This is a genomic window from Curtobacterium flaccumfaciens pv. betae, from assembly GCF_026241855.1.
Lineage (GTDB): Bacteria > Actinomycetota > Actinomycetes > Actinomycetales > Microbacteriaceae > Curtobacterium > Curtobacterium flaccumfaciens.
Genome location: NZ_JAPJDC010000001.1, coordinates 2,538,614 through 2,551,245 on the forward strand (window position 1 = coordinate 2,538,614; position 12,632 = coordinate 2,551,245).

Annotated in this window: 4 protein-coding genes, 1 tRNA gene and 1 other RNA gene; 2 read left to right on the forward strand and 4 right to left on the reverse strand. The window is 73.4% G+C overall.

Annotated elements, in window-relative coordinates; all coding sequences use genetic code 11:
* Positions 1 to 145: 145 nt before the first annotated feature.
* Both ORG17_RS11875 and ffs read right to left on the reverse strand, forming a co-directional pair.
* Positions 146 to 7,747: a choice-of-anchor G family protein gene (locus tag ORG17_RS11875; RefSeq protein WP_214525985.1), complete on the reverse strand. Its 7,602-nt coding sequence runs from the start codon at positions 7,745 to 7,747 to the stop codon at positions 146 to 148.
* Between the two features lie 232 nt (positions 7,748 to 7,979).
* Positions 7,980 to 8,076: signal recognition particle sRNA small type (ffs, locus tag ORG17_RS11880), an RNA gene on the reverse strand.
* Positions 8,077 to 8,113: 37 nt separating this feature from the next.
* Here ffs and ORG17_RS11885 point away from each other — a divergent pair.
* Positions 8,114 to 8,788 (forward strand): SDR family oxidoreductase, encoded by a 675-nt coding sequence (locus tag ORG17_RS11885; RefSeq protein ID WP_214525986.1) that lies wholly within the window; start codon positions 8,114 to 8,116, stop codon positions 8,786 to 8,788.
* 141 nt (positions 8,789 to 8,929) lie between these two features.
* Here the strand turns inward: ORG17_RS11885 and ORG17_RS11890 are convergent, their stop codons facing one another.
* The gene (locus ORG17_RS11890) at positions 8,930 to 10,126 is read right to left on the reverse strand and encodes an acetate/propionate family kinase (RefSeq protein WP_214525987.1); all 1,197 of its coding nucleotides are present in this window, start codon (positions 10,124 to 10,126) and stop codon (positions 8,930 to 8,932) included.
* Positions 10,127 to 10,175: 49 nt separating this feature from the next.
* Entirely contained in the window at positions 10,176 to 12,284 is a 2,109-nt protein-coding gene (gene pta, locus ORG17_RS11895) for a phosphate acetyltransferase (protein WP_071405020.1), read from the reverse strand.
* 121 nt (positions 12,285 to 12,405) lie between these two features.
* On the opposite strand from pta, the gene ORG17_RS11900 reads away from it, so the two are divergent.
* Positions 12,406 to 12,490 (forward strand) — tRNA-Ser (locus tag ORG17_RS11900).
* The last annotated feature ends 142 nt before the right edge of the window (positions 12,491 to 12,632 follow it).

Here is a 12,632-nt window from a genome sequence, read left to right on the forward strand (position 1 = left end):
CGACCGACAACCCGCGTGCCCGTCCACAGGTCGTCCCGCCGGGCCGGACCACCCACAGGCGGTGGGCCGAGCGCCCGGACGGCACCGCGCCTCCCGTCCGTCTGGTCGACGGGCGGGAGGCGCGGTGTGTGACGCTGGTGCGGACTCAGCCGCGGGTGCGGCGACGGAACCCGCGGGCGAGGCGGGAGAGCCCCAGCAGCAGGAACCCGAGGGCCACCAGGCCCGCCGCGGTGCCGGCGATCGGGACGACGTCCGCGCCGGTCCAGGCGAGGTCACCGGTGCCGTTGCCGGAGCCACCGATCCCGTTGCCGGAGCCGTTCCCGGAGCCGCCGCCGGTGCCGTTGCCGGCCCCGATACCGGTCCCGGAGCCCCCGCCGGTCCCCGGCGTGCCGGGCAGTCCGGGCGTACCGGGCGTCCCGGGCGTACCGGGCGTTCCGGGGGTACCGGGCGTGCCCGGCTCCTCCGGGTCCACGGCGTCGTCCATCACCATGACGCGGAGCATCTGCGCCTGCGAGGTGAACCCGCCGACCGACTGGGTGACGCGCAGCATGTGCCCGCCGACCGGCAGCCCGACCATGACCCACCACGTGCCGTCCTCGTCGGCCGTCGTGGCGACCGCGTCGCGGCCCATCGGCTGCACGGTGACGGTCGCGCCGGGCTCCGCGGTACCGGTGACCATCAGGTCGTGGTCACCGTCCTCGTCCGCCGTGTACTGCGAACCCGGTGTCGGCGAGGTGACCGCGAGCGGCTCCAGGGTGTCGACCACGATCGGCACCTGCGGCGCCGCCGAGGTCGTGCCGTTCACCGACTGCGTGGCGCTGATCGTCCACTCCCCCTCGGGGACGCGCTCGAACACGACGCTCCACGCACCCTCGTCGTCGGCGGTGGTGGCGCGGACCTGCCCCGTGGACAGGGTCACCGTCACCGCGGCGCCGGGGGTGGCCTGACCGGTCACCGTGAACGAGCCGGTGTCCCCGAACCCGTCCGCCGGGATCAGCTGCCCGGGGTCGGGGCTCGTGATGACGATGCCCGTCTCCTGCGCGGCCACGACCGTGACGTCGGCGGTCACCGGGTCGGAGGTCCGACCGCCGACCGTCTGCGTCACCGACACCGTGTGGTCCCCGAGCGGGACGCCACCGATCGTGACCGTCCACGAACCGTCGTCACCGGCGGTCGTCGTCGCGCTCCGGCCGTCGACGTCGACCGTGACGGTCGCACCGGGCTCGGCGGTACCGCTCACCGGGACCGACGTCGTCGACCCCGTGGTCGGGAACGCCTGGCCGTCGGTCGGGCTCGAGATGACGACCGGCGTCGCGGCCGTCACGGTGAAGCCGACCCGCGGGGCGTCGGTGGTGGCACCGTCGACCGTCTGGCTGGCGGCGACGGTGTGGGTCCCCTCGGCGACGTCCGGCACCGTCACGGACCACGCGCCGTCGTCGTCCGCGGTCGTCGTGACCGCGGTGCCGTCGTCGATGCGGACCGAGACCGCGGCGTTCGGTGCCGAGGTACCGGTCACGCGCACGTCGGTCGAGCCGCCGAGCACCCGGTGGTCGGCGCCGTCGGCCGGGCTGGTCACGACGATCGCGTCCGCGGCGGCGACCACGACGGTCACGTCACGCTCGATCGCGTCGGACGTCGTGCCGTTCACGACCTGGCTGACGACGAGCGTGTGCTCGCCCGCCGGCACGTCGACCAGCGTGGTCTCCCACCGTCCGTCGGTGCCGACACGGACCACGACCGGGTCGGCGTCGTCGAGGACGACGCGGACCGTCGCGCCGGGCTGGCCCTCGCCGCCGACCGGGACGGTCGCGGTGGGGTCGGTGCTCGGCACGGTGAACGTGGTGTCGTCCGCCGGGGCGGTGACCGTCAGCGCCGCACCGGGTGCGACGGTGAAGGTGCTGCGCACCGCTGCGGACGTCGAGCCGTCGACCGTCTGGGTCGCACGGATCGTGTGCTCGCCGACGGCGGTGTCCGGCAGGTCGACGCTCCAGGTGCCGGCGTCGGTCGCGGTCACGGTCCGGGCGTCGCCGCCGTCGATCGTGACACGGACCTCGGCATCGGGCTCGGCGGCCCCCGCGGCGGTGAGGGTCGCGAGCGAGTCGCGCTGGGCGACCCGGATCGTGGTCCCGTCCGCCGGGGTGGCGATCGTGATCGGGTCGGCGACGAGGACGCGGACGTCCACCGTCACCGGCGCGGACTCGGTGCCGTCGACGCGCTGCGTGACGCTGACGGTCGTGGTGCCGGCCGGCACACCGGGAACCGAGACGCTCCACGCGCCGTCGTCGTCCGCGGTGGTCGACTCGGTGCGACCGTCGCCCAGGTCGACCACGATGGTCGCGCCCGGCTCGGCGGTGCCGGCGACGTCGACCGTCGTCGTGCCGTCCCCGTCGGCGACCGTGTACTCCTGGTCGGCCGTCGGCTCGGTGATGACGACGGGCGCGCCCGCCTCGATCTCGAACGTCGTCCCGACCGGGGTGGTCGAGGTCGAGCCGTCCACGGTCTGCGTCACCTCGACGGTGTGCTCGCCGACACCGAGGTCCGGCACGTCGACGCTCCACGACCCGTCGTCACCGGCGGTGACCGCGACGGGGTCGCGGTCGTCGACGGTGACCGTCACCGTGGCGCCGGGCTGGGCGTCACCGGCGACCGTCACGGTCGTCGTCGCGTCACCGTCGGCCACCGTGATGGGGTCGTCGCCGGGCTCACGGATGATCAGGTCGGCAGCCGCGACCACGGACACCGGTCGTTCGACCGCCGCACTCGTGGTGCCGTTCAGGGCCTGCGTGACCGAGGCCGTGAACGAGCCGGTCGGCACGTCCTCGACCGTGGTCGCCCAGCGGCCGTCCTCGTCCACGGTCGCCGTCGCGGTCCCGCCATCGCCGAGGTCGACCGTGACGGTCGCGCCCGGTTCCCCGGTGCCGGCGAAGTCCACCCCGGTGGTGGCGTCGTCGTCCGCCACCGTGACGGTGGTGGCACCCCGCGGCGTGGACACGACGAGCGGGGCGCCGGCACGGACCGACACCGCCGCCGTCACCGGCGTCGAGGTCTGTCCGCCGACGACCTGCGTCGCGGCGACGCGGTGGTCACCGACCGGGACGTCCTGGAAGGTGGTCTCCCACCGGCCGTCCTCGTCCGCGGTCACCGTCTCGGACTCGCCGGTCGAGAGCCGGACCGTCACCTCGGCGTCGGGCTGCGCCCGACCGGTCACCTCGACGTCGGCGGTGCCGGACGTGTCGGCGACCGTCAGGACGTCGCCGTCCTCCGGGGTCACGATGGTGAGCGCGGTCCCGGCCCGCACCGTGACGGTCTGGTCCGGGCTGGAGGCGGTGGTCCCGCCGACCGTCTGGCTGGCGGTGAGCGTCGGGGTGCCGACACCGACCCCACCGAACGTGACCGTCCAGTCGCCGTCCGCGTCCGCGGTGGTGGTCGCCTCGTCGTCGCCGAGTCGCACCGTCACCGGCGCGCCCGGCTCCGCCGAACCCGTGACCACGACGTCGCGCGTGGCGTCGGCGTCCGGCACGAGCAGGACCGCGTCGGTCCCCGGTGCGGTGATCGTGACGGCTTCGGCGGCCTCGATCGTGACCGTGCGCTCGACCGGGTCGGAGGTGCGCGGGTCGGAGACGGTGCCGGCCAGGGTCTGGGTGACCGTGACCTGGTGCGCGTCGACGCCGAGGTCGGGGAAGGTGACCGACCACGTGCCGTCGGCACCGACCGTCGTCTCCTGGTCCTCGGAGCCGGCGAGGGTCGCCGTGACCGCGGCACCGGGCTGGCCGGTGCCGGTGACCGTGACGTCGCGCTCGACGTCGGGGCCGGCGACCGTGATCGGGTCCGTGTCCGGACCGGTGATCGTCAGCGCGTTGGCCGTGACGACCTCGAAGGTGATCGGGACGGCGCTCGTCACGACGTCCTCGACCTCCTGGCTGGCCGACGCCGTGTAGACGCCGGTCGGGGCGAGACCGGTCGCGTCGACCGCCCACCGCCCGTCGTCGTCAGCCGTGGTGGTGAACCGGGTGCCGGGGCCGACCGAGACGGTCACCGCGGCGCCGGGCTCGGCCGTGCCGGTGATCCGGACGGTCGCGGTGGCGTCGGCGTCGACCACGACGAAGCGTGCGCCGCTCGCCGGGGTGTCGATGACGATGGCGTTGCCGGGGACCACGGTGAAGTCACGCGTGACCACCGGGCCGTCGGTGCCGTTCACGGTCTGCACGGCCTCGACGGCGTGCTCGCCGATGCCGAGCTGCGTGGTCGGGAGCTCCCAGTTGCCGGCCGTGTCCGTGACGACCTCGACGGGGTCGCCCTCGTCGATCGTGACGGCGACGGTCGCGCCGGGCTCCGCGGTGCCGCGGACGACCACGTTGGCCTGGCCGCCGGTGCCGGCGGGCACCTGCTGGGCGTCACCCGGTGCCACGATGACGAGCTCGTCGCCGGCCTCGACCGCGAAGTCACGGTCCACCGGTGCCGAGGTCGCACCGTCGACGGTCTGGGTGACCGTCGCGGTGTGGTCGCCGGTGCCGACGTCGGTGAGGACCACCGACCAGGCGCCCTGCGGGTTCGCCGTCGTGGACACCGCGTCGCCGTCGTCCAGGACGACCTCGATGCGGGCGCCGGGCTGCGCGGTGCCCCGCACGGTGACGTCGACGACGGAGTCGTCGGTGGCGACCGTGACCGTGGCGTCCTGCGCCGGAGCGGTCACGGCGAGCTGGGCGCCCGCCTGCACCGTGACGACCTGGCGGACGGCCGGCGAGGTGGTCCCGCCGACGGTCTGCGTCGCCGAGATCGTGTACCGGCCGGCCGGGACGTCGGTGACGGTCAGCGTCCAGGTGCCGTCGTCGTCGGCCGTCGTGGTGGCGGTCAGTCCGTCGCCGAGCGAGACCCGCACCTCGGCGCCGGCCTCGGCCGTGCCTGCCAGGTCGAGGTCGGTGGTGGTGTCGGCGTCGAGGACGGTGACGACGTCGCCGTCCTCCGGCGAGGTGATCGCGAGCGGGTCGCCCGCCTCGACGGTGAAGGTGGTCCCCACCGGGCCGGACGTGGTGCCGTCGACGCTCTGCCGCGCAGTGGCGGTGCGCTCTCCGACCGGGACGTCGGCGAAGGTCGTCGTCCAGGCACCGTCCTCGTCCGCGGTCACCGCGGCGGTGAAGGAACCACCGATGCCGACGGTGACCCGGGCGTTCGGGGCGGCCGAGCCGGACACCGTCACCGGGGTGGTCGAGCTCTCGTCGGCGACGGTGATGGTGCTGCCGTCGGCCGGCTCGTCGATGGTCAGCGCGGGGGCCGCCGTCACGGTGAAGTCCCGGGTGACCGGGGCACTCGTGGTGCCGCCGACGGCCTGGGTGACCTCGGCCGAGTACTCCCCGGCCGGGACGTCCGTGACGCTCGTCGACCAGGTGCCGTCGGCGTTCGCGCGGGTGGTGGCGGTCAGGCCGTCACCGAGGTCGACGTCCACGCGGGCACCGGCCTGGGCACTGCCGGAGAACGGGACGGACCGGGTGTCGCCGGCGAGCGGGAAGTCCTGGTCCGCCGTGGGGGTGTCGACGGTCAGGCCGGCCGCGGCCACGACCCGGAAGGACCGGGTCACGGGTGCCGAGGTCGTGTCGCCGACGGTCTGCGTGACGCTCGCCGTCTGCTCGCCCACCGGGACCTCGGGGACGGTGACGCTCCAGGCGCCGGCGTCGTCCGCCGTGCCCGTCGCGGTCACGCCGGCGCCCAGGTCGACGCTGATGCGCGCGTTCGCCGTCGCGGTGCCCGTCAGGGTGACCGGGGCGGTCTCCCCCGTCGTCGTGAAGGTCTGACCGGCCGTGGGGGTGGTGATCGTCAGGGCGCGCTGGGCCACGACGGAGAAGTCCTGCGTCGCGGTGCCGGCCGCGGTGCCGCCGACCGTCTGGGTCGCGGTCGCGGTGTACGCACCGGTGGGGACGTCGGCGATGGTCGTCGTCCAGGTCCCGTCGGCAGCGACGGTCGCGGTGCCGGTCCGGTCCCCACCGAGGCTGACGGCCACGGTGGCGCCGGGCTCCCCGGCCCCGCTCACGACGACGCTGCGGGTCGAGGTCGCCGACGGCACGGTGAACTGCTGTCCGGCCGTGGGCGCCGTGATGGTCGGAGCCGCGAACGCCGTGGCGCGCACGGTCGACGTGGCGAGGTCCACGGTGGCGACGTTCGCCCCGGGGAGCACGGAGAGCCGCAGGGCGTGCACGCTCCGCGATCCGGTGTCGTACCCACGGGGGTCGCGGAAGCCGGTGGTGTCCTGCGCGTTCACGGTGAGGTCGACGACCTGACGGAGCAGCAGCACGACGGGGCTCAGCAGGGTGGAGACGGCCGAGGTCGTCGCCGTGAGCGTCGTGCCGAGGTTCGTCAGGGCCGTGCCCGTCACCAGGGGACGCACGATGGTCTGCAGCGCCGGGATGACGACGGTGTTGACCGCCGGGGCGAGCAGGGCGCCGAGCACGTTCAGCCCGAGGGGCCCACCCGTCGCGGTCACCGTCGCGGTGGCGGGCGACGTGCCGGCGAGGGCGCCGAGCGTGGTGTCCGCGCGGAGGGCCAGTGCGGTGAGCGGGATGCCCGCGAGGTTGACGTTCGCGGTGACGTTCACCCGCACGGCGGTCGAGTTGATCGTGTTGACGACCGCGGTCTGCAGCGCCGTCGGCAGCTGCGTGCCGAGGATCGTCGTGATGCTCCGGTTGATCGAGCTCACGGCCGCTTCAGTCAGCACCGACGTGTTCGCCGGCTGACCGTTGAGCGTGGTGAGCCGGTCGAGGTCGACCGTGATCGCGCCGGTCGACGGGGTGATCGTCACCGCACCGTCCGTGAGCGGCTGCTGCAGCACACGGGTCAGGGTGTCGTCGAGGTTCAGGTCGACGGTCGCGGTGACCGTCGTTCCGTTGACGTTCACGAGTCCGAGGCTCGTCGTGCGGAGGAGCCGCTGCAGTTCGCCCGTCAGCGCCGTGGTCGTGCCGGACAGCGCGCCGTCGGCACCGACCGCGGAGTTCACCGTGCCCGAGAAGGTGCGCAGGTCGTTCCGGAGCGCGGTGCTGAGTCCGGCGACCGCCGGGCTCGTCAGGTTCAGGTCCGCGCCGGCGATCCGGTAGTCCGTCGTCGTCCCGACCGTGGTGCCGCGCGTCGCCTGGATCCGGGACGCCAGGGCCCCGACCCGCAGCTGCGCGTTCGACAGCACCGTGGTGTCGGCGCCGACGCGCGAGAACAGCGGGTTGAGGTTGACCGTCGCGGCGCCGGTGCCGGATCCGGTGCCGACCCCGATGCCGCCGTCGTTCGTCAGGAGCCCCGACGACGCGGTCGCGCCCGCGGCCGAGGTCGTGGCGTACTGACCGTCGACGCCGAGGGTCAGGATGCCGTTCGGGCCGAGCAGGTCGACGTCGTTGCCGAGGTCCACCCCGACCGCGTTGAGCGCCGTCAGGTTGAGCGGCTGGTTCGTGGTGCCGCCGCCGGAGCTCGCGCCACGTGCGGAGTACGCGCCGCCGAGCTGGGCGACCGCGTCGGCGTTCACGATGCCGGAGCCGCTGAGCAGCAGCCCCTCGGCCTCGGCGACGTCGGTCTGGGCGGCCGCAGCGGGTTGGATCGCCACGGTGGCGGCGATGAGCGCCGTCACCGTGGCGACGACGCCGCCGCGCAGGAGGAGCCGCCGACCGTCCGTCGCTCGTCCTCGAGCTCGGCCGTCGGCGCGGGTGATCCGTCGTGTCCGTTCGTCCGCTGCGGAGGGTACGGGGGTACCGGGCAGCGACGCGTGCCTGCGCATGCGTGTCTCTTTTCCTGGCGGGCGCGCCCGCCACCTGATCCTCGGAATCCACCGCTGGTGAGGCGGTGGAGGCTCCTCCGCTGGTGAGGCGGTGGAGGGTCGGAATCCTGGTTGGGGATTCCTGAGGCAGATCTTTACACATGATCAGGAAGCTGTCCGCAAGCATCGAAGAAAAAGGACGCGAGACCTCCCGAACGGGGGGCGACACCGGGGAGCTGACTCGACCCGGAACGAAGAAGACTCCTCACGCACCCGCCAGAGCCTGGTTACCCTTGCTGCGTTTCCGCCCTGGGGGAGTTGGCCTGGATGGCGTCACGTGAGGAGCCGCCGAGAAGTCTACCGGACGCGACGGGCAGACTCGAACACATGAAGATCGCCATCGCCGGAGGACACGGCCAGATCGCCCTGCTCCTCGCCCGCCAGATCACCGACGCCGGCCACGACGCCGTCGCGATCGTCCGCAACCCCGCGCACGTGGCCGACGTCGAGCAACAGGGGGCGCGTGCGATCGTCGCCGACCTGGAGCAGCTCGGCGACGACGACCTCGCGCTCCGCCTGCGCGGTGTCGATGCCGTGGTGTTCGCCGCCGGTGCCGGGCCGAACAGCGGCGCCGAGCGGAAGCTCACCGTCGACCGTAACGGTGCGATCCTGCTCGCCGACGCCGCCGAGCGTGCCGGCATCGAGCGCTACGTGATGATCTCCGCGATGGCGGCCGACACCTACGACCCCGAGCTCGCCGTCGTGCCCGCGCAGGACGACGCCGCGGTGTTCCAGGTCTACCTGCGGGCGAAGGCCGAGGCGGACGCGAACCTGCGGGCCCGACGCCTCCGCTGGACGATCGTGCGTCCCGGCGGTCTGCTCGACACGCCGCCGCAGGGCACGGTCCACGTCGGCCGGACCGTCCCGCGCGGCTCGATCCCTCGTGCGGACGTCGCGACCGTCGTCCTGCACGCCCTGCTCGACGACGCCGCGGTCGGCGTGCAGTTCGAGGTCACCAGCGGCGACACCCCGATCCCGGCGGCGCTGGGCGCCCTGACCTGACCGGTCGGCGCCGGCCGCACCGTGCGGTGGACGCGCCCCACGGACGGGCGGGAGGCACGGAGCCAGCCCGCCCCGCGCCTCCCGTCCGCAGCCTGCCGGCGCGCCGACGCGAGGCGACACGCGCCCCACGCGCCCCACGCGTCAGAGCGCGACCGCGGCCGACTGCCGGGCGATCTCGAGCTCCTCGTTCGTCGGGATCACGAGCACCGCGACCCGTGAGCCGTCGGTGGAGATGCGGCGGGCGTCGCGCGACGCCAGCTCGTTGCGGTCCGGGTCGATCTCGATGCCCAGGTGCTCGAGCCCCGCGAGCACGCGCCGCCGCAGCAGCGCGTTGTTCTCGCCGACCCCCGCCGTGAACACGACCGCGTCGAGGCCGCCGAGCTGTGCCGTGTAGGCGCCCACGTACCGACGGATGCGGTGGCGGTACACGGCGAGCGCCGCCTCCGCCTGCTCGTCGCCCTTGGTGGCGGCGTCCTGCACGTCCCGCATGTCGCCGTTGCCGGTCAGGCCGAGCAGACCGGACCGCTTGTTGAGCATGGTGTCGAGCTCGTCGAAGGTCATCCCGGCCTCGCGGTGCAGGTGGATGAGCACAGCGGGGTCGAGGTCGCCGGAACGGGTGCCCATGACGAGCCCCTCGAGCGGGGTCAGCCCCATCGAGGTCTCGATGGACTTCCCGCCGTCGATCGCCGCGACCGAGGCACCGTTGCCCAGGTGCAGCACGATCGTCTTGAGCTCGGCGAGTGGCCGGTCGAGGAACTCCGCGGCCTGCTCGGAGACGTACTTGTGGCTGGTGCCGTGCATGCCGTAGCGGCGGATCCCGTACTCGGCGGCCAGGTCGGCGGGGATCGCGTACGTGTACGCGTGCGGCGGCATCGTCTGGTGGAACGCGGTGTCGAACACGGCGACGTGCGGGACGTCCGAGAAGACCTGCTTCGCGGCGCGGATCCCCTCGAGGTTCGCGGGGTTGTGCAGCGGTGCGAGGCTGTTGAGGTCCTCGATCTGCTGCTCGACCTGGTCCGTGACGACCGTCGCGCGGTCGAAGGTGGTCCCGCCGTGCACGACGCGGTGGCCGACGACGGCGGGCGGGTGCTCGTCGAACGACGGGCCCACCTTCGCGAACGCGTCGATCATCGCCTGGAAACCGGCCGCGTGGTCGGGCACCGACGCGGCGTCGTTCGACGACGACTCCCCCGTCAGCGCGTTGGTGTGCTTCCAGGCCCCGGCGGGCTCGCCGATGCGCTCGACGAGCCCGGAGGCGAGCGTGCGCTCGTCCTCGAGTTCGATGAGCTGGTACTTGAACGAACTCGAGCCGGAGTTGACGACGAGGGCTGCGGTCACGGGGTGGTCACTTTCTGTCGGGCCTGGAGGCGCGGTGCGGGTCGGGCGGTCAGGCCGCGTCGGTCGCGGTGCCGGCCTGGATCGCGGTGATCGCGACGGTGTTCACGATGTCGCCCACCAGGGCGCCGCGCGACAGGTCGTTGATCGGCTTGCGCAGGCCCTGCAGGACCGGGCCGATCGCCACGGCGCCGGCCGAGCGCTGCACGGCCTTGTACGTGTTGTTGCCGGTGTTGAGGTCCGGGAAGATGAACACCGTCGCGCGGCCGGCGACCGGGGAGTCCGGCATCTTGGTCGACGCGACCGTGGGGTCGGCTGCGGCGTCGTACTGGATCGGGCCTTCGACGAGCAGGTCTGGCCGGCGTTCCCGCACGAACGCGGTGCCGGCGCGCACCTTGTCGACGTCGGCTCCGGAGCCGCTGTCGCCGGTGGAGTAGCTGAGCATCGCGACTCGGGGGTCGATGCCGAACTGGGTCGCGGTCTCGGCGGACGAGATCGCGATGTCGGCGAGCTGCTCGCTCGTCGGGTCCGGGATCACCGCGCAGTCGCCGTAGACGAGCACGCGGTCGGCGAGCGCCATCAGGAACACACTCGACACGATCGAGGTGTCCGGACGGGTCTTGATGATCTCGAACGACGGCCGGATGGTGTGCGCGGTGGTGTGCTTCGCGCCGGAGACCATGCCGTCGGCGAGCCCGAGCTGCACCATCATCGTGCCGAAGTACGAGACGTCGGTGACGGTGTCGCGGGCGAGCTCGATCGACATCCCCTTGTGGGCACGGAGCCGGGTGTACTCCTCGGCGAAGCGCTCACGCAGCTCGGGGTCGAACGGCGAGACGAGCTGCGCGGCCTCGAGGTCGAGGCCGAGCTCGGTGGCCCGCGTGCGGATGGCCGCGGGGTCGCCGAGGATCGTCAGCTCGCAGACCTGGCGCTGCAGCAGGGTGGAGGCGGCGCGGAGGATGCGGTCGTCCTCGCCCTCGGGCAGGACGATGCGCTTGCCGTAGCTGCGCGCCCGGTCGAGCAGGCCGTGCTCGAACATGAGCGGGGTGACGACCCCGGACGGAGCGAGCTGCAGGCGGTCGCGCAGGGCCTCGGCGTCGACGTGCTGCTCGAACAGGGCGAGCGCGAGGTCGGCCTTCCGGGGCGAGTCGGCGGCCAGGCGGCCCCGGGTCTGGGTGATCCGGAGGGCGGTGTCGTAGGTGCCGAGGTCGTTCTGCGCGATCGGCAGCGAGCTCGACAGGCCCTCGAGCAGCCGGGACACCTGCGGGGCGATCTCGAACCCGCCGTTCAGGATGACGCCGGCCAGGCTCGGGAACGTCTCGGACTGGTTGGCGAGCAGCGTGGCGATGAGGACGTCGCTCCGGTCACCGGGGACGACGACGATGCCGCCCTCGATCAGCCGGGGCAGCACGTTCTCCATGCTCATGCCCGCGACGACGGTACCGAGGGCCTCACGGTCGAGCAGGGCGTCGTCACCGCGGACCAGGGTGGCGCCGGTGGCCTGCAGCAGGGCGCGGACCGTCGGGGCGACGAGCACACGGTCCTCGGGGATCGCCCACACCGGGACGTCGGGGTGGTCGTCGTGCACGGCCTGCTCGACGCTCGTCACGATGGCGGCGAGGGCGTCCGGGTCGGCACGGTTCACCACGACGCCGAACAGCTGCGCGTGTGCCGCCCGCAGCTCGCTCGTCGTGACGTCCGCCACCTGCGCCATGCCCTCGGGGGTGCGGGCCGCTCGTTCGGCGGCGTCGCGGCCACCGAGCACGAGGAGCACCGGAGCGCCGAGGTTCGCGGCGACCTTCGCGTTGAAGGACAGCTCGGTGGGGCTGCCCACGTCGGTGTAGTCGGACCCGAGCACCACGACGGCGTCGCACTGCCGCTCGACCTGGGCGAACCGGGTGACGATGGTGCCGAGCGCCGCCTCGGGGTCGGCGTGCACGTCGTCGTAGGTGACCCCGACCGCGTCGTCGTACGAGATGCCGACGGCCGTGTGCTGCAGCAGCAGCTCGAGCACGTAGTCGGGTTCGACGACCGAGCGGGCGACGGGCCGGAACACGCCGACGCGGCCGACGGACCGGGCGAGGGTCTCGAGGACACCGAGGGCGACGGTGCTCTTGCCCGTGTGCCCTTCTGCTGACGTGATGTAGATGCGGGTCGACACGAGGCCCAGGGTAGTCGCCGCACATGTCACGACATCTGGGAGCACCGTTGCCGACGACACGCGGTCGTGAGCACCTCGGAGAACCTGTACCATTGGGTGTCGCCGTCGCGAGACGGTGTCAGGAGAATTCGCCTAGTGGCCTATGGCGCACGCTTGGAAAGCGTGTTGGGTGCAAGCCCTCGGGGGTTCGAATCCCCCATTCTCCGCAGCGAGCAAGACCGCAACACCCACGAAGGACCCGCACCGATCGGTGCGGGTCCTTCGTCGTTCCACGGTCGATCGGTCCCCCACCCTGCGGACGAGCGCGTGCCCTGTTCCCCCTCGGTTGGCCGGGAAACGCCGACCAGG